Genomic DNA, 21,608 nt, shown 5'->3' on the forward strand with positions numbered 1-21,608 from the left:
GCAAAATGGGCGGCGAAGTCCCCAGAATATACCGGAATGGCTACTGCCACCAATGGGCGATTTGCCATGCCAGACGGGCCGCCGCGCGGGCGCCCTGTCCGTCGATGTCAAACTGCGGATTAAACTCGACCAAATCCACCGCCTGTAGCTTACCGCTGCGGCACAACGGCTCAACGATCCGCAGCAGGGTCGCCAGCGGCACCCCCAGCGCCGCCGGGGCCGACACCGCCGGCATTTCACGCGCCGGCAGCACGTCGAGATCGATGGTCAGATACAGACGGTCGAATTGCGCGATATTGCGCTCAAGCTCCGGCAACACGCAGGTTTCGAAGGCCGCCAGCACCTGCAGATCCTCAACGATAGCCACCTGGCGGCGCGCCGCTTCATCCCACAGCGCCTGGGTATTCGCCGCCCGGCTCACGCCGATGCAGGTATAGTGAAAACCTCGCTGCTGCGCCTCGCACTCCAGCGCCAGCTGGCGGAACGGCGTCCCGGAGCTGGCGCATTCGGCAAAGCGTAAATCCAGATGCGCGTCGAGATTAATAATGCCCACATTTTCGCCCGGGAAGGCATCCAGTACCCCAGCGCCGTGGCCGAAGGCCGTCTCGTGGCCGCCGCCCAGCACCAGCGTGCGTTTGCCGGCGCGTTGACAGGCGGCCACCGCCTCGCGCAGCGCCTGATGCGCGGCTTCTAACTGTTCACCGTCGACGCTAATCGTGCCCATATCCACGCAGCGGTCATGGCCCTGATGGCTGGCCATATTGGCCAACGCCCGGCGCAGCGTTTCCGGACCATGTCCGGCGCCGGTACGCCCTTTATTACGCCGGACGCCTTCGTCGCAGGCGAAGCCGAGCAGCGCGATATCACCGGACATCTCCTGCGGCGCGAAGCGTTCCGCGCGGGCGATGGTCTGGAACAGGCGCAGCGCATTGGGCGCTTCCGCGCTATCATCACGCCCCTGCCAGAGACTGGCGGGCGTAGCTTGCCACAGCATCATTGCCGTTCTCCTCGTACCACGCGTCCCCAGAGCGGCGCGCGCCCCGGCTCATACACCATCTCGACCGGATGCTCGGCATCCCAGATGGCAAAGTTAGCCACAAAGCCCGCCGCCAGCTGACCATGGCTGTTCTGCCGCCCCAGCGCCCGCGCGGCATGGCGAGTCACCCCGGCCCAGGCCTCCTCCGGCGTTAAACCAAACTTGACGCAGGCCATGTTCATCGCCAGATGCAGGCTGGCGAAGGGGCTGGTGCCGGGGTTGAAATCGGTCGCCACCGCCATCGGCACCTGGTACTTGCGCAGCAGTTCCACCGGCGGTTTGCGGGTTTCATTAAGGAAGTAAAACGCGCCGGGGAGCAGGGCTGCCACGGTGCCGCTTTCGCGCATCGCAGCCACGCCCTCTTCCGTCAGATACTCGATGTGGTCGGCGGAAAGCCCATGATAGCGGCTCACCAGCTGCGCGCCGCCCAGCGACGAGAGTTGCTCAACGTGGCCTTTTACCGGAATGCCCAGCGCCTGCGCGGCCTGAAAGACGCGCTCGGTTTGCTGTGGGCTGAAGCCAACGTTTTCGCAAAAGACGTCAACGCTTTCAAACAGTCCCTCCTGCCACAGCGTCGGCAGTATGGTCTCGCAGACCAGCGAGATATAGCCATCGGCGTCGCCATGATATTCCGGCGGCGTGGCATGGGCGGAGAGCAGCGTCGCCGACAGTTCCACGCCATTATGATTGGCCAGCTGGCGGGCGACCCGCAGCATTTTGCGTTCGTTTTGCAGATCGAGACCGTAGCCTGATTTAATCTCCAGGGTGGTCACCCCTTCACGCAGCAGGCGAGCAAGACGCGGCTGCGCCAGCGCCAGTAGTTCAGCTTCGCTGCTGTCGCGCGTGGCGCGCACGGTGGAGTTAATGCCGCCGCCGTTGGCGCTGATGGTTTGATAGGAGACGCCGTTCAGCCGCTGCTCCCACTCCTGGGCCCGGCTGCCGCCAAAGATCAGGTGAGTGTGGCAGTCGATTAAACCCGGCGTTACCAGCCGGCCGTCGAGATCGATACTGCGCCCGCTGGGGGCGTCAGCATCAGCGACGACCGCCTCAATGCGGCCGTTACGCACCAGCAGCGCGTGGCGCTCCAGCAGGCCGTACGGTTGGGAAGAATCAGGGTTCAGAGTGGCGAGACGCGCGTTTCGCCAGATAACGCGTTCAGAGGTGGCTTCAGTCATAGCGCTTAACTTGTCATGGGTTGTATAGACATTTATTTTCATAACGCCGATAAAGTCAACAATAGCGCAGGGAAATGTTATTTTTTTGTGACTGCAGACCATCCGGCAGGACTACGCGTTGCGTAAAGACGGTAAGTTTTTCCGCACATGTCTTCCCGTTTCGTTCAAGTTAGTATAAAACAGCAGGTTTTAAAGGACTTATACCCTGGCGTCTCAGCCGGGGTATTTCACTACGCTTAATTTTGCCCGGAGCAACATGAACACATATTCCGTTTCCCGCCTGGCGCTGGCGCTGGCCTTCGGCGTGACGCTGTCCGCCTGTAGCTCGACGCCTGCCGATCAACAGCCCTCAACGCAGACTGCACCGGGCACCAGCGCGCGTCCCATTCTGAACGCCGAAGAAGCGAAAAACTTCACGCCGGCGGCCTATTTCCAGTCGCTGGATCCCAACGCCGCCGCCTGGACGCCGTCTGCCATCAGCCTGCCGGCGCAGCCTGACTTTATCGTCGGCCCCGCGGGAACCCAGGGCGTGACCCATACCACCATTCAGGCGGCGGTGGATGCGGCGATTGCCCGTCACTCGAACCGTCGTCTGTATATCGCGATTATGCCGGGCGAGTACCCGGGCACCGTCTACGTTCCGGCGGCGCCGGGCGCCCTGACCCTGTATGGTACCGGCGACAAGCCAATTGACGTGAAAATCAGCGAAGCGATTGATTCCGAGATGGATCGCAACACCTGGCGCCGTCTGGTCAATCCAGGCGGCAAATATATGCCGGGTAAACCGGCATGGTATATGTTCGACAGCTGCCAAAGTAAATCCGCGGCGACCGTCGGCGTGATGTGTTCCGCGGTCTTCTGGTCACAGAATAATGGTCTGCAGCTGCAGAACCTGACTATCGCTAATAACCTCGGCGACAGCGTGGACGCCGGCACTCACCAGGCCGTGGCGCTGCGCAGCGATGGCGACCAGGTGCAGATCAATAAGGTCAATATTCTTGGCCGTCAGAATACCTTCTTTGTGACCAACAGCAGCGTGCAGAACCGTCTGCAGGACAACCGCCAGACCCGCACGCTGGTGACCAACAGCTACATTGAAGGCGATGTGGATATCGTTTCCGGCCGCGGCGCGGTGGTGTTTGATAATACCGACTTCCGCGTGGTGAACTCGCGCACCCAGAAAGAGGCCTACGTCTTCGCGCCGGCCACCCTGAAAAGCGTGACCTACGGCTTCCTGGCGACCAACAGCCGCTTCACCGCCTCCGGCGATAACGTCGCGCAATTAGGCCGCGCGCTGGACGTCGATGGCAACAGCAATGGCCAGGTGGTGATCCGCGACAGCGCCATCAATGAAGGCTTTAATATTGCCCAGCCGTGGGCGGCGGCGGTAGGATCCGGCCGTCCGTTCAACGGCAACACCGGCAGCGCCGATGACAAAGGCAATCTGCAGCGCAACCTCAACGACAACGGCTTCAACCGCATGTGGGAGTACAACAACCGCGGCGTGGGAAGCACGGTGGTCGCCGAGCCGAAACAGTAAAGCACAACAAGCGTGAACCATAATAAAAGAGAGGGCGATGCCCTCTCTCAGACTGCTGACAACGTGCAATCTTCAGGAATTGCCCGGCGGCGCTGCGCTTGCGCGGGCCTACAGCTAATTGCATAACGGTTTGATACTGAAGTCTTTCGCAGGCCGGGTAAGGCGAATGCCGCCACCCGGCAGAAATGCGAGCACAATGACGAAACAGGTTTGTCGTCAGCCAGAGAGGGGGCGATGCCCCCTCTTTTCTTTTTCGTTCAGCGCTTCACGCCGTCAGGCGGAACGCCATTTGCGGGTCAGCGGCTTTTCCAGTTCGACGATCAGGAACATGGCGAAACCGATGATAAAGGTGATCACCCAGTAGCGGAACGGCAGTCCGGTGGTGCCGAACAGCATCTGCATAAACGGCGCATAGATAATCAGCAGCTGCAGGACCAGCAGCACACCGCTAACCACCCAGATCCCTTTGTTGGCCAGCAGACCTTTGGTTAACGAGAAGCCATCCGACACGCGGCAGTTCAGCATATAGAACCACTGGGCGGTGACCAGGGTCTGCAGCAGCACGGTCCGGATAAACTCTGGCGAATAGCCGCGCGGCTGCAGCCAGGCCTCGAGAATAAAGGCGCTGACCGCAATCATCGATCCCACAAACGCCACGCGCCAGATGGCAAAGCCGTCCATCACGTGCAGTTTGGGGTCGCGCGGTGGTCGTCGCATGATATTTTTCTCGCCGGCTTCAAACGCCAGGCCAAACGACAGCGTGGCCGAGGTGGCCATGTTCATCCACAGGATCAGCACCGGCGTCAGCGGCAGCACGTTGCCCGCCAGCAGCGCGATCACGATCAGTAACCCCTGGGCAAGGTTGGTCGGCATGACGAAGAGAATGGTTTTCTTCAGGTTGTCATACACCCGACGCCCCTCGCGGACCGCGCTGGCGATGGTGGCGAAGTTATCATCGGTCAGCACCATATCGGCGGCTTCCTTGGTCACCTCGGTCCCCTTGATCCCCATCGCCACGCCGACATCAGCCTGCTTCAGCGCCGGGGCATCGTTCACCCCATCGCCGGTCATCCCGACAATCTCTTTCTTGCTCTGCAGGGCCTGCACCAGGCGGAACTTATCTTCCGGGCTGGTGCGGGCGAAGATATCAAACTGCTGCGCGGCCACACTCAGCTGCGCGTCGTCCATCACCTCCAGCTCGCGCCCGGTAATGGCATTTCCCGCATTGCCAATCCCCAGCATCTTGCCGATGCTCATCGCCGTTTGCGGGTGGTCGCCGGTGATCATTTTCACGCGGATCCCGGCCTGCAGGCAGTCGGCAATCGCCGTGATGGCCTCCGGCCGCGGCGGATCCATCATCCCGGCGACCCCTAGCAAAATCACCCCTTGCTGCAGATCCTGATGGGTCAGTTCGGTCTGGCCTGCGGCAGCTGGCTTCCAGGCCGCGGCCACCATCCGTAGCCCTTCCCGGGCGTACTCTTCAATTTTGCCTTCCCAGTACGGCAGATCCAGCGGCTGCAATCCGCTGTCGCTTTGCTGATACTGGCACAGGCGGAACAGGACATCCGGCGCGCCGGTAACCAGCACCACCTCCTCTTCACCCAGCCGGTAGAGAGTCGACATGTATTTATATTGCGAATCAAAAGGAATTTTACTGCGCAGTTCGCTGGTCAGCGGCGGCAGAGTGACCTTCGCCGCCAGCACCTTCAGCGCCCCTTCGGTCGGGCCACCGGTGATTTTCCACAGTCCGCTCTCCTCTTTAATAAGCTGGCTGTCGTTACACAGATCGATGGTGCGCAGATAGCGCTCGAACAGCGAGCCAGGCGCGATCGTGACCGGCGTCGGGTCGTCAATGGCGTGGATCTTACCGACCGGCTCATAGCTGTCCCCTTCCACCCGATAGACGCTGTCCGCGGTGATCACCGCCTTCACCGTCATTTCGTTCATGGTCAGGGTCCCGGTTTTATCCGAGCAGATCACCGTCATCGCGCCGAGGGTTTCCACCGTCGGCAGCTTGCGGATAATCGCCTTCTGGCGGGCCATCGCCTGCACGCCGAGCGACAGAATAATCGAGATAATCGCCGGCAATCCTTCCGGAACCGACGCCACCGCGAGGCTGATCAGCGACAGCATCAGTTCAGAAACCGGCATATCGCGGAACAGCAGACTAAAGACGAACAGCGCCGCCATCATCACCAGAATGAGGATAAAGATGGCTTTGCCCAGCTTGTCCATTTGTACCAGCAGCGGCGTGCGGTGTTTCTCAATGCCCGCCATCATCTGGTTGATGTGGCCCAGCTCGGTGTCGCCGCCGGTGGCCACTACAATGCCTTTCCCCGCGCCGGAGCTGACGGTGGTCCCGGAAAACAACAGGTTGCTGCGATCGCCGAGCGGTAAATCGCCGCTTAGCGGCTCGGTGGTTTTCTCCACCACCGTCGACTCGCCGGTGAGAATGGCCTCTTCCACCCGCAGGTTGTGCGCCTCAGTCACGCGTAAATCGGCGGGGATACGGTCGCCGGCGCGGATCACCACGATATCGCCGGGTACCAGCGAGGTGGTGGGGATGGTTTCATGGTTGCCCTGGCGGATCACCACCGCCTCGCTGGACAGCATATTGCGGATACTCTGCAGCGATTTTTCCGCATTACTCTCCTGAATGAAGCCGATCAGCGCATTGACCACCGCTACCGCGAGGATCACCGACATGTCGATCCAGTGGCCCATCACCGCCTTCAGCAACGCCGCTGCCAGCAGGACGTAGATCAGCACATCGTTAAAATGCACAATAAAACGCAGCCAGGCGGGTTTACCCGGCTTCTGCGGCAGGGCGTTTTCGCCATACTGCTGCAGGCGCGTGGCCGCTTCTGCTCCACTAATCCCCTCCGGCGTACTCTGCACGCTGGCGAGCGTCTCCTCAACGGAGCGCTGATAGTAGGGCGCGCCCGGTTTATCTGTATTCATACTCTCTCCCTCGATTTCTGAAGCGGAAGTCAGGACCCGTCATCAGCGGACAACGAACACCGGGACATGGGCATAGCGCACGATATTTGCCGCTTCAGAGCCGAGCAGGTGCGTCTGGATCCCCGGATTGCGCGAGCCGACAATCACTACATCCGCTTTCAGCTCATCGGCCAGGGTGATCACTTGATCGCGAATATTGCCACTACGCACATAAAGATGGCTGGCGTCTTCCGCAAGGCCATTTTTCTTCACCAGCTCATTCAGTTTTTCCTTAGCGGTATTAAGCAAATGCTCCTCCATCTTTCGGGCGTCCGAGATAAATCCGCGGGTTAATACAGGAGAAAAGGCAGGAATAACATGGACAAGATGAATTTGCCCGGCGGAGTGCTGAGCAAGGAATTTCGCATGAGAGAGCGCTTTGTCAGCCAGGCCTGCATCAAACACGTCAACGGGAACAACGATATTTTTATACATGAGATAATCCTTTTATTACCAATACAATGCGTAGTGATGAATAGCCCCATACGTGGGGAGGAACGAAATCTCAACAACAGAAGCGGCGAGCGGAATAGATGTTATTAAACGTAGCACAGGAAAATTAACAGTAGAAAATGACGGATTAATAGACTGAAAAATATTATAAAAGCCCGCGAATGCCCGCAGATCTCCTGCCCTCCCCCCCTTGACGTCAACAGCGACGCGGTATTCTCTTTTTTAACACTTCATATTTTCTCCGACTATGCTGATTACTAGCAGGAGTGCCGCACCGAATATCCGACGGTGACACATTGCGCCGGACGAAATCACATTCGCGGTTCGGGTGGGAGTGAAGGGAGAACATTATGTTTGGTTATAGCCTGTTACGTCTGGGATTGTTTGTCGCGCTGGCCATTGTTGCCTGCACGCTGGTGGGACTATTCACTTATCTGGTTGTCGCCGCCCTCGCAGAATAAGCGTGCGTCACGGAATAAAAACGTAGAATAAATCCTGAGTCTGAGGGGAATACTGTGAACCGTTATTTTTCTCTCATCCCGGTTGTTATTTTATTAACAACCGCTTGCGATCAAAAAGCACCTTCCGTTGAGTCTGCCCCACGCATGGTTAAGGTGGCGCAAGTCACCGCCGTGGGCAACACCCAGCAGCGAACGTTTCCGGCACGCATTGAGTCTGGCGACGCCACCGAGCTGTCGTTTAAGCGGGGCGGCCAGGTGGAATCGCTGGATATTCGTCAGGGCGCCACCATCACCGAGGGACAAACGCTGGCGCGTCTGAATGCCCGCGAGGCCCAGCAGCGGGTCAATGAGCGACAAACGGCGGCCACCCTCGCCCAGCGTCAGTTCGACCGCTTCCAGACTTTGGCCGGGCGCCAGGCGATCTCCCAGGCGGAGATGGACGTGCAGCGCGCCAATCGCGATGCCGCCAACGCGGCCTTAAAAATCGCCCGTGAAGAGCTGGCGCAAATGAGCCTCACCGCGCCCTTCGGCGGGATTGCCGCCGGCGTGCATATCCGTAATCATCAGGTGGTCGCTGCCGGTCAGCCGGTGATCACCCTGACGCGCACCGACCTGCTGGACGTGGTTTTCAGTATTCCGGAAAATCTGTTCACCTCGCTGGATATCCGCAATACCGCCTACCGCCCCGTCGTCAGGATCAATACTCTGCCGGGCCGTGAGTTTACCGCGGAATACAAAGAGCATACCGGCAGCAGCGATATCAGCACCCTCACCTGGCAGATCATTTTAACCATGCCGCGGCCGGATGACTTTCCCACCGTCGGCGGGGTCAGCGGCACCGTGACGGTCAATCTCGGCAATTTACCGGTCAGCGCCGGACGGGATGCCCTTGTGGTACCGGTGGAGGCGGTGTTTAACCCCGATAACCGACCGAAGAATGAACCGGTTGTCTGGGTGGTAAAAGGCGACAACGCACATCAATACCTTGAAGAGCGCAGGGTCACGGTCGGGGAAGTGACCTCGCAGGGCGTGACGATCACCGAAGGACTCCGCGCGGGTGAACACGTGGTGGCGGCGGGGGTAAGTGAACTCCACGACCGGCAGCCGGTGCGGATCTGGACGCGTGAACGAGGATTATAGATGGACATTTCCCGTCAGTTTATTAACAACCCGACCCGCGTCTGGTTAGCCATTTTGCTGTTGGGGGTGGGTGGCCTGTTCGCCCTGCTCAATATCGGCCGCCTGGAAGATCCGGCCTTCACCATCAAAATGGCAGTGATCGTCACCCATTACCCGGGCGCGTCTGCCCAGCAGGTGGAGGAAGAGGTGACCCTGCCGCTGGAAAACGCTATCCAGCAGCTTCCCTCGCTGGATAACGTCAGCTCCATCTCGTCGAATGGCTTATCGCAAATTACGGTGAATATCGCCTCGCAGTACCATTCCAGCGAACTGCCGCAAATCTGGGATGAGCTGCGCCGCCGCGTCGGGGACGCCAGCCGGCTTTTTCCCCCGGGGGTGGTGCCCCCTTTCGTCAACGATGACTTTGGCGATGTGTTTGGCTTTTTTTTCGCTATCTCGGGCGACAGTTTCACCAACCCCGAGCTGGTGCGCTATGCCGAGCAGCTGCGCCGGGAGCTGGTTCTGGTACCGGGGGTCGGTAAAGTCGCCCTTGGCGGCGCTATCTCGCCGCAGATCAATGTGGATATCTCGCTGGCGAAAATGGCAGCGCGCGGGATCACCCTTAACCAGCTTGCCGCTATCCTGGCCCGGCTCAATGTGGTCTCCAGCGCCGGGGAGATCCGCGCCGGCAGCGAATCGATCCGTCTCCACCCCACCGGGGAGTTTCAGAACCTCGATGAACTGGGGGATCTGCTGGTCAGCCCGCATGGCGCCAGCGCCACCACCCGACTGCGGGATATTGCCACGCTGTCGCGCGGGCTGAGCGACTCGCCCGCCAGTATCTATCATGCCAAAGGCCGCCAGGCGGTGACCATGGGGGTCTCGTTTATCCCTGGCGTTAACGTCATTGACGTGGGGCATGCCCTCGAAGCCCGACTTCAGCAGATGTCGGCCGATAAACCAGCGGGTATCGACATCGCCATTTTTTACGATCAGGCGGCAGAGGTCGCCCACTCGGTCAATGGCTTTATTATCAACTTCCTGATGGCCCTGGCGATTGTCGTCGGCGTGCTGCTGGTATTTATGGGGGTGCGCAGCGGGATCATTATTGCATTGTCGCTGGCGCTCAACGTCCTCGGCACCCTGCTTATCATGTACATCTGGGGGATCGAGCTACAGCGGATCTCCCTCGGGGCGCTGATCATCGCCCTGAGTATGCTGGTGGACAACGCCATTGTGATTGTCGAAGGGGTGCTGATCGCCCGCCAGCAAGGCTCGCCGCTGCTGGGTGCGATTAACTATGTGATCCGCCGCTCCGCCCTGCCGCTGCTCGGCGCGACGATCATCGCCATCCTCGCCTTCGCGCCGATTGGCCTCTCGCAGGACTCCACCGGGGAGTATTGTAAATCCCTGTTCCAGGTGCTGCTGATCTCCCTGATGCTGAGCTGGTTTTCCGCGCTGACCATCACCCCGGTGCTCATTAAGTGGTGGTTGTTTAAAAACGCCCCGCCGGCCGCCATCGCGGAGGAAAAAGCCGATCCCTACCGCGGCCGCTTCTATCGCGGCTATCAGCAGACGCTGCGAATACTGCTGCAGCAAAAGACCCTGACGCTGGTGCTGATGGGCGCGCTGTTAGCCGGGGCAATCTGGGGCTTCACCTTCGTCCGGCAGAATTTCTTTCCGTCATCGAATACGCCCATTTTCTTTGTCGACCTGTGGCTGCCCTACGGGACCGATATTAATGCCACCGAGCAGATGACCCGCGATATTGAGCGGTCGATCGCCAGCCAGCCGGGGGTGGTCACCACCGTCTCCACCATCGGCCAGGGCAGTATGCGTTTTATTCTTACCTACAGCGGACAGCGGCAATATAGCAACTACGCGCAGATCATGGTGCGGATGGACGACCAGCGCAGTATCGCCCCGGTCACCCGCCATGTGGAAACCTGGATCGCCAGGAACTACCCGCAGGTGAACGCCAGCACCAAACGCATTATGTTCGGCCCTTCCGGCGATAGCGCGATTGAAGTGCGCATTAAGGGCCCCGACCCGGATACGCTGCGCATGCTGGCCAGCCAGGTGGGCGACATTCTCGCCGCGGATCCGGCGACCGACAGTGTGCGTAACGACTGGCAGAACCGTAGCAAGGTGATCCGCCCGCAGTACTCCCCGGCGCTGGGGCGCGAGCTGGGGGTGGATAAACAGGATATTGATAACGCGCTGGAGATGAATTTCTCCGGGAGTCGCGCCGGGTTATATCGTGAAGGGGCCGATCTGCTGCCAGTGATCGTCCGGCCGCCGCAAGCGGAGCGGCAGGATGCCAACCACCTGAATAATGTGCTGGTCTGGAGCCAAAGCCGCCAGCAGTATATCCCGCTGAGTAACGTCATCAATGGCTTCTCGCTCGAGTGGGAGGACCCGTTGATCCTTCGCCGGGATCGCACCCGGGTGCTCACGGTGCAGACCGATCCCAGCCCGCAAAGCGGCCAAACCTCGGGTGATATCCTCGCCCGGGTGAAACCGCGCATTGATGCGCTGCCGCTGCCGCACGGCTACCGCATTGAATGGGGTGGCGATGCCGAAAATTCCAGTGAAGCGCAGCAAGGGCTGTTCACGACCCTGCCGCTCGGCTATCTGGTGATGTTTATCATTACAGTGCTGATGTTCAGTTCGCTGAAAAACGCCGTCGCCATCTGGCTGACCGTCCCGCTGGCGCTGATCGGCGTTACGCCCGGGTTTTTGCTCACCGGCATTCCGTTTGGCTTTATGGCGTTAATCGGCTTGCTCAGCCTCAGCGGTATGCTGATCCGCAACGGCATTGTGCTGGTGGAAGAGATAGAGCAACAGAAACAGGAGAAAGATCAACGACAAGCTATTATTGATGCGGCAACCTCGCGTCTGCGGCCCATCCTGCTGACCGCCTTCACCACCGTGCTTGGCCTTGCCCCGCTGTTGCGCGATGTCTTTTTCCAGAGTATGGCGGTGGTGATTATGTTCGGGCTGGCCTTTGCCACCGTACTGACGCTGCTGGTTCTGCCGGTGATTTACGCTTGCTTCCACCATAAGGATATGACGCCTCAACGATGAACAGTACCGGTCTGAGCATTATCAAGACATTAGGCTGTATGACAGCGGTGACCTTTTTCACCATCTATAACACCTGGGATCGCTATGATTATGACTATCACTGGATCCTCGGGCTACTGACCTTTATCTCGACCATCGCGACGCCGCTGTTTTTTGTGGTGGCCGGTTATCTTGATGCGCAGACCCGCCACGATGCCAACTGGCAAATCGGTAAAATTAAAAGCGTGGTGATCGTCTTTCTGTTCTGGGTGACGGTCTATTATGTCTGGGAGCCTTACCAGCGCGGCTATCTGATCCAGCCCTGGTTTATTTTCGCCCTGATTGTCATCTACACCTTTCATCCGCTGATTGCCTGGCTCAGTCAGCGGCGCGGTCTGTTTTTCGTCGTGGTACTGACGCTGCTGTGCTGCTCCTATGGTTACGACCTGCTCTCGGTGCTCCACCCGGACAAACATCTTTTCAGCCTGCCGCCACAGTATCGCCTGTGGACCTGGTTACTGTTTTATTTAACCGGGCAGTTATTCAACGATCCAAAGGTCACGGAGTGGATACGTCATCCCCGGGTGATTAAAGCCGCAATTATCGCCCTGCCCTTTGTCTATTTATTTACCTGGTTTTATGAGCGTCATTTTTTCTTCGCGCTGTTTAAAGCCGATCGCAATGCGTTCATCCTGACCGGATCGCAAATTTATATTCTGATCGTCCTGCTGGTTATCGCCGCTAACGCTGTTCAGTTTAACAAGCACCGCGAGCTGAAGGAGGCGGTGCTGGCGACGGTCAGCAAAGCGATGACCGGGGTCTATATTCTGCACTACTCGGTATTTCATCTGCTGGTGATGCTGATCCCAATTCACTCATTAGCCGCAAAGCTTGGGGTGATCGCGCTGACCTTTGTGCTGTCGGTCCTCATCTCCCTTGCCGCGCTTTCCAGTTCCTGGCTCAAGAAGGTGATTACCCTGTAATCGACAACGCGACGAGTTAACGGAAGCTCCACTGGATGCTTATCACAAACACGCTGGGAATAATAATGCCGCTCTCGAGGGCGAAATAGTCGGTAAAGTTGTACTGGATGGCATGGTAGATATAAGGGGAAAAGCCGATCCCGGTGGCGTCCTTAAAATCTTTATAGGATCCATGATCGCCGCAATGCTCAAAGGCGTCGAAGAAGAATTCGCCGGTGTAGCCATAGACGCCTTTAAAGGTCCACCCACTACCGTTGTGATACCAGTCTCTTCTGACCCCCAGCGCCAGGCAGCGATCGTCGAAACTGTTATTCATGGTGCCCACCAGCAGGCTGTATTTCGACTGTTCAGAGAATTTCCGCTCCACGGAAAAAAAGTGGTTTTCGAAATTCTCGGTATATTGTCCGTGGTTATTGGTCAGATGGTAGACATAGGAACCGGTATTGACTGAATAGAGGTTAATTTCCTTCGCCTGCGCAACGGTGGCTAACCCGGCCAGGAGCATCACGCTTTTACCGCGCATCATCTCTCCTCAACTCTCTATGCCTGCCCATGGACAGAACGCGTGTGCCGTATTTACCGGTCGTTATACTGACAGAAGATCCGACAGGGAAATGGGGAAATAGATGACGGTGCTGAACAGCGACGTCGTTAGTAAAAAAGCGTAGCACACGCCTTATCCGCTCACAAAGTGGCCGGAGCGCGCCGTGTCCGCGATTTTCCCCTTTACCTTGCTGTGCAAAAAACAGACAAATCCTCACCTATTTTCCGCTATCATCGGGATCCGACGCGGAAGTAAGCCACCTGTCGACGACGGCGTTGCTGTGTACCCCCTTCCTGCGTCGGCACGCTTTCCCTGACACGAAAACTGTAACAAATGTTACACATTGTTCTCCTTCCGGTCGTCGCCAGTCCCGCTCTGCTGGTTTTACATACCTATCCTGCACAACCCCGCCTTTTTGTACAAGTTATAAAAGTAAAAATAACCTTTTAAATCAAACAATAAGAACACACACAAAAAATAATCCGTTACGTTGTACATATCGATATGAAAAAAGTTGTACATATCGGGATCACCGTCTATAGTTTTGGAGTGTTAACTGCTTGTTGCGCAACAAAGCGGGAACGTTTAGCGGTTGCGCGGTGAGTACGGTGGTGGTTCCTGGTTTTGCATTTCCTGTTTTTGACTTTGCGCGTATCTACGGTACGCCGAGACTTTTATTGTCAATTGCTTTATACGTGGGAGAGTTCGAGCTATGCATATTAAAAATACCATTCCAGCAGAGTTTGTCTTCAATTCAGCCCTGATGAAGAATATTGAAAATACGCTCATTAAGCAGCACAGAACGATTAATAATGAGCGGATGATTACGGAAATCCAGCACCGTCTGCAAACGGAAAGTAATCAAATACTCTCCGACCTCTATCTGCAGGCGCTGGATATGCTGTACAGCAAACCTCATCATTAAATAACCCCCGCGATGCTGGCAGCAGGTTTCGCCCTGCTCTGCCGGCGCGCCTGGGTCTCAATCGGCTAACTGGGGCAAAAAAAATGTCACACCATAATACTTGCTATCGTTCTGAGCATTACGACCTGTGGTTTGATAATCGTTTTCTTCTCTATGGGATGTCGCTGATTCTGAATAACCTGCCGGCATCTTACTTTCGTAAAAAACATGTTTTCTTTACCAGCGACAATTATTTCGCGGTACTGCAGCACGATTATAACCGTCGGGATACGTTATTTATTCTTTTAACCGAAGGTAACGATCTTAATTTTCTTAGTGAACTCCCTATGCTGCGGTTGCCGGCAGACTCAACGCCGGAAGAATTAAAAATCTTCCTGCATCAGCCCACCCGCTATTACAAAACCCACCCAGCGCCGGGCGCTTCGGTGCAGTTTACTGAGCGGGAAAAGAAAGTTATCCAGCTTATCAGTAATGGCGAACCGGTCGCCAGCATTGGTCGGTCACTCAATCTGCATATCAAAACCATTTATCAGATCCGGCTGAATCTGATTAAAAAGCTCGGCTGTAGCGGTAGGACCGATTTTTTTAATATCAGCCGTAGCGAGGCCTTTAAATCCTGGAGTCAGATCCACCTGTAACCCGGCGCAAAAGTCCTGGCCTGTACAAGCAGGTCAGGACGATTAATTATTCCCGTGAAAATGGATGCTGAAGCCCTGCTCCTGCCAGTGGCTGAGCAGCTCTTCCTGCAGTGGCGTGGCAGCGCGTCCGGTCCAGACGAAGATATGCTGCCCGGGGAACAGCTCGGGCCGTGGCGACTCCAGCGGCTCGGAGAGGACGTTTACATGCCAGCCGCGCTGGGAAAGGCGCCATGCCTCCAGCCACAGACGCGTCCGGTCTTCATTGCTCCAGCCCACCAGCAGCGTCTCTTTGCCATTTTTTTTACGCGCTTCGGCGAGAAACAGCGCTACGCAGTCAATGAGCAGACCGTCCAGCAGGCTGCTAATCACCAGCGAGGTATTCTGATCGAGCTTGAGGCGCTGACGTACCGGCACTAACAGGCTATCAATAAGGGTGTCGACGGGGTGTTGATGACTCAGCGCCATTAATTTGGCACGGATTCTGGCGGGCTGCATATAACGCAGAATAGACATCATCTCTTCCTGAAGATGCGCGGATTCATCGCGCGCCACCGGCAGGTTATCCTCCAGCAGCGCTTTGACCTTCCCCACGGACACACCGCGCTCTATCCAGCGCTTGATCTCTTCAATGCGCAGGATATCTTCTTCATCAAACTGTCGATGCCCGCCTTCGCTGCGTTGCGGTTTCAGTAGCCCGTAACGCCGCTGCCAGGCGCGCAGTGTGACCGGATTGATTCCGCAACGTTCGGCGACTTCACCGATACTGTAAAACGCCATAGCAGCCTCACATCAACCTGATACTTAATACCTAAACTAACGAATTCAGGCATCCTGTACAACTCTATTTTCTTGTACAGATAAAGATATCAGGTTGTGGCTCACAGCGCGCGGGAAAAAAGATGAAAAAATATTTAGCGAATTTGACAGTGGTTCATTTCTTCTCCGGCCATGCGACGGCGGGCAGGCCCCCCAGGCGGGCGCCAGCGAATAAATTCCCCTGAAACTGCGAAATACCCGCTGATTCCAGCCACATCCACTCTTCAGCACGCTCAACGCCGACAGCAGAGACGGCAATCTCCAGCGAAAAACAGCATTTGATAATAGCCTGTACAATCGACTGGCGCGGCCCATCCTGATGGATGTTGCGGATCAGCTCATGGTCAATTTTAATTCGGTCGGGCTGATAGTGCGCCAGCAACGACAGTCCGGCAAATCCAGCGCCGAAGTGATCGATAGCAAGACTGATCCCTGCCCCCTTCAGTTTGCGTACCGCATCGGTAAAGTCATCCATTCGTGAAATGACCTCCCGCTCGGTAAACTCGACAATAATCTGCTCCGGAATCAGATCATTGCGGCTAATCTCATCGAGCAGGAAGGCCACCGCATTGGGCACTTTGACCAGCGTCATCGGCAGCAAATTAATACTTAATGCCTTATTACGTAAACCTAATTTACCCGCCAGCGACAGGGCGACGCGTTTACTGTGCAGGTCGGCGAGATAAATATCGTCCCCGGCCAGACCGGCAAAATAGGCGCCTGGAGACTGGCCATCCGGTGTACGCAATAGCGCTTCCCACGAAATGATTTCGCAGGCGAAAGGATCGACGATCGGCTGGAACGCAAAGGAGCAGCTTTCCGTCTTATCGATAATCGGGGTATCAGGATAGAACGTCTCCTTATCCGGAATAAAAACCCAACTATCAGCGGAAGGAATCTCAAAATAATTCGCTTTTTCCGTGGATTCGACAAAAGTACGGAAAAATTGCAGCGCCCGGTCATCGTAGGTGAGCTGATATTTTGATGTACCCCGGTCCATCACCACCTGCAGAACTTCCTCACGATCGTGTTCGCGTAAATCAAACAGTTCCATTCCGACCTTACCAAAACGACGGGACGGCGCATAATCGCAAAGCAACTCCACCAGATTATAGTGGCGAGGATCCTGGCAAATATGCTGATATATATCCTGTACGTTTTCTTCAGGCCCTTCAATAAGTTGGAAAAAATGAGTCCCGTTAAAAAGTAAAATACCGGTGACATCCGCCTGCCCATTTCGCTCGTTTGCCTTGGCAACCATGGCCTCGATCGATTTGAATGAGACATTGTCGCAGATATGGCTGCGATAAATGATGGTGGTTAGCATAGTGATTCCAGATGGGAGGGATAAGCATTCACAGTAGCAGTTATCAGGCTAATCGTCTTGTAAAACTACATTTTGTATTAACAAAAAAGATACACTAAAAAACCATATTTTGTGCAAGGTTTTTTCTTTTTTTCTTTCCTTGTACAACATGCAACGCTAAACCCTACCTTTACAAGTCAAAATCACCCCAAATAAAAACAAATATTTCATTAAAAATCATAAATTTAACAACAATAGCCGCATTATTGCGCAACTTTCTATGTACAAGTTAATAATTATTGTATAAGTTTATTGGCAGTTAACAGATGAGTGAAATTAAAGGAGCACATATGCAGCAGAATGGTTACATTCCAGATACAGCGAACGCAATTGCCCAGTATTTCAATAAAGCATCGTTACCTTCCCAACAGGAGACGCTGGGTCAGATCGTGATGGATATTCTTAATGAAGGACGCCATCTCAACCGCAAGGCGCTGTGTACCAAACTGTTGAACCGCCTTGACCGCGCCCGTGCTCCCGAAGAAGAGAGCCATTATCAAACCTTAATTGGTTTGCTGTTTGCCGGTCAGGAGTAACGTCATCGATCGTCGCCTGATGCAACAGACGCAGCAGAGATGGGGCGATCGCTGTCCATAAACCTGCTGCTGACCTGAATGGCCTTTGTCCATTCAGAAAAGAGTGGCATGCAGAGAGACGGTTATGAAAAGCAGTGAAACTGAGGAAATAACCGATGAAATCATCGGCGAGGCGGTTCTCGCGCTGTTGAAAACGAATCGCCCAATTACTACCCCGACCCTGCTGGTCCGGCTTCGGTTGATGCAGGCGACGGAGCCAGATTGCCAGCGACGAAAAATCATCGCGGCGGTGATCGAAGAAATTTGCGCAAAGCTAGCCCAACAACGCAAGCAAGCGCCTTTGCAGGTAAAGAAAATCAATGGCCGTTGGGAATCCAGAGGATCGCTGGCGCAAAGCAATATGGCGTCGGAAAGCAAAAAGATCCACTGATCGCCCCAACCATGGTGAATAAAACAGAGTGAGAATGTGATGAGACAGACTATGCATCAGCAACCCGATATTTACGCAGGACTGCAGGACACCGCGCTCTCAGACTATTTCCGTAACGCCGGTGATAAACTGGTTGATGAGTCCGCCGTCATGTCGCTCGCCATCAACAGTATTCTGCAGTCAGAGGGGCATCTGAACAATAAGGCCATTATCTTATGGCTGATTCAGGCGCTGGAAACCACCGATGACGTGGTCACCGCGGACGTCATCCGTAAAACACTGGAGATTGTCGTCGGCTACACCATGGACGATATCTAACTGGTCCGCCAACACAGCGCCTTCCCTACAGAGCCTGTCCGCTCTGATAAAAAAACCTCGCGACTGCGAGGTTTTTTCTTTTACTGCCGCCTGATGGTTTAGTGGGCGTTGACCACCACCCACATTGGGCCCTGCCCTACGGCATAGCGGCCTTTCTCCTGCAGCAGCCCCTGCTCGCCGGCAATTTCATACACCGCAATATGGTGCGACTTCTGACCTGCCGCAATCAGATACTTACCGCTGTGATCGAGGTTAAAGCCACGTGGCTGGGTTTCGGTCGGCTGATAGCCCTCAACAGCCAGCACGCTGCCATCTTCCGAGACGCTAAATACCGTGATGATGCTGGCGGTACGATCGCAGGCGTACAGATGACGGCCATCCGGTGTGATATGAATATCCGCAGCCCAGCGCACGCCGGTGAAATCCTGCGGCATCATATCCAGAGTTTGTACACATTCGATATTGCCATTCGGATCTTTCAGCTCCCAGACGTCGATTGAACTGTTCAGTTCATTGACGCAGTAGCCATACTGCTGGTTGGGATGGAACACCATGTGGCGTGGACCGGCCCCCTCAACGGTGGTCACTTCCGCCGGCTCCTGCGCCGAGAGGAAACCATCGTCGCTAAGCGTAAACAGGCAGATGCGATCCTGCTTCAGCGCAGGCACCCACAGGGTGCGATTGTCCGGGGAGATATTGGCCGAGTGGCACCCTTCCAGGCCTTCCACCACGGTGACGGTTTCACCCGGCAGACCGTCCTGCAGCGGCGTCACGCTGACGCAACCCTGATTATAGGAAGCGCTGAACACGAAGCGGCCATGATGATCGGTAGAAATATGGGTCGGGCTGCCCGGCAGCGCCGCTTCGCCAGCAAAGGTTAACGCCCCGTTATCCGGCGTGATGCGATAGGCCAGCACGCGAAACTCCGGACGAACGCCAACGTACAGGTACTCCTTGTTGGGACTGACCACCATCGGCTGTACCTGCCCCGGGGCATCAACCACCTGCACCAGCGTCAGTTTGCCGTCCGCTTCAAGACTCCAGACGTGGATTTGTTGGCTTTCCGGGCTGGCGGTATAAACGGTTTGTTTCATGACTACTCCTTCCCTCACTGCACATGGAATTTTCATTTTCAGGATAACAGCACCCTGAAAATTATAAGACATCCGCCCATGATACTCGCAAAGTCCAGCGGATTTCCGCCGGACAGCGGCACAAAGGGCATACAAACATTGACGGCAGATGTGGAAAAATTGGTCCTGACGCCACGGCGGTGTACCATCATGGCCAGGTCACTTTTCAACATCAACCGGAAATAACACATGACAACACGCGTGATTGCCCTGGATTTAGACGGCACGTTGCTCACCAGCAAAAAAATAATCCTTCCCGCTTCGCTGGAGGCGCTGGCTCGCGCCAGAGAGGCGGGCTATCAGGTGATCGTCGTTACCGGACGTCATCACGTCGCGATTCATCCTTTTTATCAGGCACTGGCTCTCGATACACCTGCAATTTGTTGTAATGGCACCTATTTGTATGATTATCACGCAAAAAAGGTTTTGGCCGCCGATCCGATGTCGGTCGATCACGCCGTCAGCCTGACCACTATGCTTGCCGAACAGCAGATTCACGGCCTGGCGTATGTAGATGATGCCATGCTTTTCGAGCAGCCCACCGGGCACGTGATCCGCACCCGCAACTGGGCGCAGTCGTTACCGGAGGATCAGCGCCCGGTCTTCAGCCAGGTCGACTCGCTGGCGCAGGCGGTCCGCGAAGTCAACGCGGTATGGAAATTCGCCCTCACTGACGATGATATTCCCCGTCTGCAGCGGTTTGCGCAGCAGGTCGGCGAGACCCTGGGACTCGAGTGTGAATGGTCGTGGCACGATCAGGTGGATATCGCTCGCGCCGGCAACAGCAAAGGCAAACGGCTGGCGCAATGGGTGGCCGACCAGGGGCTGTCGATGAAGGATGTCGTTGCCTTCGGCGATAACTATAACGATCTCAGTATGCTGGAGGCGGCGGGCACCGGGGTGGCGATGGGCAATGCGGTGGACGAGGTGAAAGCTCGCGCCAACGTGGTTATCGGCGACAATGAGTCCACCAGCATCGCCGAGTTTATCTACCGCCAGTTGTTGTAATCAGGCAGCAATCGACACGCTTTTGATCTGGGCAAACACCTGCTGGCCTGGCGCTATCGCCAGGTCGTCCCGCGCCCACGGGCTGATTCGGGCCCACAGCAGACGACCGCTCACCCTGAGCTGCACCTCAATCTGCCCGTTGACCTCCAGACACTGAACTACCTGGGCGCGCAAGATATTACGAATACTGGTCCCGGACGGTTGCGCTAACGTCAGCGAGACGTCCGACGCCTGAATGCGGATCCTTGCACTCTCGCCGGCGGGACGATCGAGTCGGTTAACCCACAGCAGCTGGTCCCCCAGCGCCAGGGCGGTCATCGCGTATTGCGGGTGCTGCGCGGCGACAGTGGCGCTGAGGATAGTGCTTTGCTGTTCCGCCGGCAGCCAGGGGTGCATCACGCTGCTGCTCCAGACCTCCTCCAGCGGACCGAACGCCTTCACCTTACCGGCCTCCAGCACCAGCACGCGATCGGCCAGATGCTGGATCTCATCCAGCGAGTGGCTGACGTAGAGCATCGGAATATGGATCTCCTGCGCCAGCCGCTGCAGGTAGGGCAACAGCTCGCGTTTGCGCGGAATGTCCAGCGACGCCAGCGGCTCATCCAGCAGCAGCAGCTCCGGTGCGGTCAGCAGGGCGCGGCCGATAGCCACCCGCTGCTTTTCGCCGCCAGACAGTCGGCCTGGCAGGCGATCCAGCAACGGCGCAATCCCCAACAGCTCCACCAGCTTATCGAACTGGCTGACCATGGATTTCGCCATCCCATACTGCAGATTGCCGCGCACTTTATAGTGAGGAAACAGGCGCGCATCCTGAAAGACATAGCCGATACGGCGCTGCTCCGGGGCCAGGCAGATACGCTGCGCGGTGTCGTTCAGCACCCGGCCATTGAGTACGATCCGCCCCGTCTGCGGACGGGTCAGGCCGCTGATGGCGTTGATCAACGAGGTTTTGCCCGCGCCGGAGACGCCAAAAATAGCGGTAATACCGCTGGCGGGCAGGGTTTCACGGATCTGCAGGCTGTGGCTGCCAAGGGTCTGGGTAAAGTCCAGTTCCAGCATCA

General features: G+C 56.4%; 19 protein-coding genes. 10 read left to right on the plus strand and 9 right to left on the minus strand.

Going from position 1 to position 21,608, the window contains the following annotated elements:
* Positions 1 to 40 precede the first annotated feature (40 nt).
* Both hutG and hutI read right to left on the minus strand, forming a co-directional pair.
* Positions 41 to 997, minus strand: coding sequence for a formimidoylglutamase (gene hutG, locus B8P98_RS19695; protein ID WP_025711766.1), 957 nt, complete (start codon positions 995 to 997; stop codon positions 41 to 43).
* Positions 994 to 2,313: an imidazolonepropionase gene (hutI, locus tag B8P98_RS19700; protein WP_165931826.1), complete on the minus strand. Its 1,320-nt coding sequence runs from the start codon at positions 2,311 to 2,313 to the stop codon at positions 994 to 996. The genes hutG and hutI overlap by 4 nt, the downstream gene beginning before the upstream one ends.
* A gap of 154 nt (positions 2,314 to 2,467) precedes the next feature.
* On the opposite strand from hutI, the gene B8P98_RS19705 reads away from it, so the two are divergent.
* Positions 2,468 to 3,751, plus strand: coding sequence for a putative acyl-CoA thioester hydrolase (locus B8P98_RS19705; protein ID WP_025711769.1), 1,284 nt, complete (start codon positions 2,468 to 2,470; stop codon positions 3,749 to 3,751).
* Between the two features lie 273 nt (positions 3,752 to 4,024).
* Here B8P98_RS19705 and B8P98_RS19710 read toward each other — a convergent pair whose 3' ends face one another.
* Positions 4,025 to 6,712: a cation-transporting P-type ATPase gene (locus tag B8P98_RS19710; protein WP_025711770.1), complete on the minus strand. Its 2,688-nt coding sequence runs from the start codon at positions 6,710 to 6,712 to the stop codon at positions 4,025 to 4,027.
* 42 nt (positions 6,713 to 6,754) lie between these two features.
* On the minus strand, positions 6,755 to 7,186 hold the full coding sequence (locus B8P98_RS19715; protein WP_025711771.1) for a universal stress protein: 432 nt from the start codon (positions 7,184 to 7,186) through the stop codon (positions 6,755 to 6,757).
* 533 nt (positions 7,187 to 7,719) lie between these two features.
* Here B8P98_RS19715 and B8P98_RS19720 point away from each other — a divergent pair.
* Genes B8P98_RS19720 through B8P98_RS19730 form a run of 3 tightly spaced genes read left to right on the plus strand, consistent with a single transcriptional unit; the run spans position 7,720 to position 12,833 of the window.
* Positions 7,720 to 8,805 (plus strand): efflux RND transporter periplasmic adaptor subunit, encoded by a 1,086-nt coding sequence (locus B8P98_RS19720; RefSeq protein WP_025711772.1) that lies wholly within the window; start codon positions 7,720 to 7,722, stop codon positions 8,803 to 8,805.
* On the plus strand, positions 8,806 to 11,871 hold the full coding sequence (locus B8P98_RS19725) for an efflux RND transporter permease subunit (protein WP_025711773.1): 3,066 nt from the start codon (positions 8,806 to 8,808) through the stop codon (positions 11,869 to 11,871).
* Positions 11,872 to 11,909: 38 nt separating this feature from the next.
* On the plus strand, positions 11,910 to 12,833 hold the full coding sequence (locus B8P98_RS19730) for an acyltransferase (RefSeq protein WP_025711774.1): 924 nt from the start codon (positions 11,910 to 11,912) through the stop codon (positions 12,831 to 12,833).
* Between the two features lie 16 nt (positions 12,834 to 12,849).
* Here the strand turns inward: B8P98_RS19730 and B8P98_RS19735 are convergent, their stop codons facing one another.
* Positions 12,850 to 13,356, minus strand: coding sequence for a hypothetical protein (locus B8P98_RS19735; RefSeq protein WP_025711775.1), 507 nt, complete (start codon positions 13,354 to 13,356; stop codon positions 12,850 to 12,852).
* A gap of 733 nt (positions 13,357 to 14,089) precedes the next feature.
* On the opposite strand from B8P98_RS19735, the gene B8P98_RS19740 reads away from it, so the two are divergent.
* Positions 14,090 to 14,302, plus strand: coding sequence for a biofilm development regulator YmgB/AriR family protein (locus B8P98_RS19740; protein ID WP_025711776.1), 213 nt, complete (start codon positions 14,090 to 14,092; stop codon positions 14,300 to 14,302).
* An 83-nt stretch (positions 14,303 to 14,385) separates the two neighbouring features.
* Positions 14,386 to 14,940, plus strand: coding sequence for a helix-turn-helix transcriptional regulator (locus tag B8P98_RS19745; protein ID WP_095033365.1), 555 nt, complete (start codon positions 14,386 to 14,388; stop codon positions 14,938 to 14,940).
* 42 nt (positions 14,941 to 14,982) lie between these two features.
* On the opposite strand, the gene B8P98_RS19750 is transcribed toward B8P98_RS19745, so the two are convergent.
* Together B8P98_RS19750 and B8P98_RS19755 are read right to left on the minus strand one after the other, a co-directional pair.
* Positions 14,983 to 15,717: a MerR family transcriptional regulator gene (locus B8P98_RS19750; RefSeq protein WP_095033366.1), complete on the minus strand. Its 735-nt coding sequence runs from the start codon at positions 15,715 to 15,717 to the stop codon at positions 14,983 to 14,985.
* A gap of 154 nt (positions 15,718 to 15,871) precedes the next feature.
* Positions 15,872 to 17,083, minus strand: coding sequence for a diguanylate phosphodiesterase (locus B8P98_RS19755; protein ID WP_025711779.1), 1,212 nt, complete (start codon positions 17,081 to 17,083; stop codon positions 15,872 to 15,874).
* Between the two features lie 329 nt (positions 17,084 to 17,412).
* Here B8P98_RS19755 and ycgZ point away from each other — a divergent pair, with 329 nt between their 5' ends.
* The 3 genes from ycgZ to B8P98_RS19770 all read left to right on the plus strand — a co-directional run bounded on the left by ycgZ (position 17,413) and on the right by B8P98_RS19770 (position 18,406).
* Positions 17,413 to 17,658, plus strand: a complete 246-nt coding sequence (ycgZ, locus tag B8P98_RS19760; RefSeq protein WP_025711780.1) for a regulatory protein YcgZ — start codon at positions 17,413 to 17,415, stop codon at positions 17,656 to 17,658.
* Positions 17,659 to 17,782: 124 nt separating this feature from the next.
* Entirely contained in the window at positions 17,783 to 18,088 is a 306-nt protein-coding gene (locus tag B8P98_RS31450) for a hypothetical protein (RefSeq protein WP_042929181.1), read from the plus strand.
* 51 nt (positions 18,089 to 18,139) lie between these two features.
* The gene (locus B8P98_RS19770) at positions 18,140 to 18,406 is read left to right on the plus strand and encodes a biofilm development regulator YmgB/AriR family protein (RefSeq protein ID WP_025711782.1); all 267 of its coding nucleotides are present in this window, start codon (positions 18,140 to 18,142) and stop codon (positions 18,404 to 18,406) included.
* A gap of 98 nt (positions 18,407 to 18,504) precedes the next feature.
* Here B8P98_RS19770 and pgl read toward each other — a convergent pair whose 3' ends face one another.
* Positions 18,505 to 19,500: a 6-phosphogluconolactonase gene (gene pgl / locus B8P98_RS19775; protein ID WP_025711783.1), complete on the minus strand. Its 996-nt coding sequence runs from the start codon at positions 19,498 to 19,500 to the stop codon at positions 18,505 to 18,507.
* 228 nt (positions 19,501 to 19,728) lie between these two features.
* Between pgl and B8P98_RS19780 the strand changes: the two genes are divergently transcribed.
* Positions 19,729 to 20,547 (plus strand): pyridoxal phosphatase, encoded by an 819-nt coding sequence (locus B8P98_RS19780; RefSeq protein ID WP_025711784.1) that lies wholly within the window; start codon positions 19,729 to 19,731, stop codon positions 20,545 to 20,547.
* Here B8P98_RS19780 and modC read toward each other — a convergent pair whose 3' ends face one another.
* The gene (gene modC, locus B8P98_RS19785) at positions 20,548 to 21,606 is read right to left on the minus strand and encodes a molybdenum ABC transporter ATP-binding protein ModC (RefSeq protein ID WP_087805761.1); all 1,059 of its coding nucleotides are present in this window, start codon (positions 21,604 to 21,606) and stop codon (positions 20,548 to 20,550) included.
* Positions 21,607 to 21,608: the final 2 nt, after the last annotated feature.

Source organism: Klebsiella quasivariicola (assembly GCF_002269255.1).
Lineage (GTDB): Bacteria > Pseudomonadota > Gammaproteobacteria > Enterobacterales > Enterobacteriaceae > Klebsiella > Klebsiella quasivariicola.

Bases quoted from the DNA above. Each gene is read 5' to 3' on its own strand.
- hutG (WP_025711766.1), bottom strand. From the start codon at position 997: ATGATGCTGTGGCAAGCTACGCCCGCCAGTCTCTGGCAGGGGCGTGAT.
- hutI (WP_165931826.1), bottom strand. From the start codon at position 2,313: ATGGTCTGCAGTCACAAAAAAATAACATTTCCCTGCGCTATTGTTGAC.
- B8P98_RS19705 (WP_025711769.1), top strand. From the start codon at position 2,468: ATGAACACATATTCCGTTTCCCGCCTGGCGCTGGCGCTGGCCTTCGGC.
- B8P98_RS19710 (WP_025711770.1), bottom strand. From the start codon at position 6,712: ATGAATACAGATAAACCGGGCGCGCCCTACTATCAGCGCTCCGTTGAG.
- B8P98_RS19715 (WP_025711771.1), bottom strand. From the start codon at position 7,186: ATGTATAAAAATATCGTTGTTCCCGTTGACGTGTTTGATGCAGGCCTG.
- B8P98_RS19725 (WP_025711773.1), top strand. From the start codon at position 8,806: ATGGACATTTCCCGTCAGTTTATTAACAACCCGACCCGCGTCTGGTTA.
- B8P98_RS19730 (WP_025711774.1), top strand. From the start codon at position 11,910: ATGACAGCGGTGACCTTTTTCACCATCTATAACACCTGGGATCGCTAT.
- B8P98_RS19735 (WP_025711775.1), bottom strand. From the start codon at position 13,356: ATGCGCGGTAAAAGCGTGATGCTCCTGGCCGGGTTAGCCACCGTTGCG.
- B8P98_RS19740 (WP_025711776.1), top strand. From the start codon at position 14,090: ATGCATATTAAAAATACCATTCCAGCAGAGTTTGTCTTCAATTCAGCC.
- B8P98_RS19745 (WP_095033365.1), top strand. From the start codon at position 14,386: ATGTCACACCATAATACTTGCTATCGTTCTGAGCATTACGACCTGTGG.
- B8P98_RS19750 (WP_095033366.1), bottom strand. From the start codon at position 15,717: ATGGCGTTTTACAGTATCGGTGAAGTCGCCGAACGTTGCGGAATCAAT.
- B8P98_RS19755 (WP_025711779.1), bottom strand. From the start codon at position 17,083: ATGCTAACCACCATCATTTATCGCAGCCATATCTGCGACAATGTCTCA.
- ycgZ (WP_025711780.1), top strand. From the start codon at position 17,413: ATGCAGCAGAATGGTTACATTCCAGATACAGCGAACGCAATTGCCCAG.
- B8P98_RS31450 (WP_042929181.1), top strand. From the start codon at position 17,783: ATGAAAAGCAGTGAAACTGAGGAAATAACCGATGAAATCATCGGCGAG.
- B8P98_RS19770 (WP_025711782.1), top strand. From the start codon at position 18,140: ATGCATCAGCAACCCGATATTTACGCAGGACTGCAGGACACCGCGCTC.
- pgl (WP_025711783.1), bottom strand. From the start codon at position 19,500: ATGAAACAAACCGTTTATACCGCCAGCCCGGAAAGCCAACAAATCCAC.
- B8P98_RS19780 (WP_025711784.1), top strand. From the start codon at position 19,729: ATGACAACACGCGTGATTGCCCTGGATTTAGACGGCACGTTGCTCACC.
- modC (WP_087805761.1), bottom strand. From the start codon at position 21,606: ATGCTGGAACTGGACTTTACCCAGACCCTTGGCAGCCACAGCCTGCAG.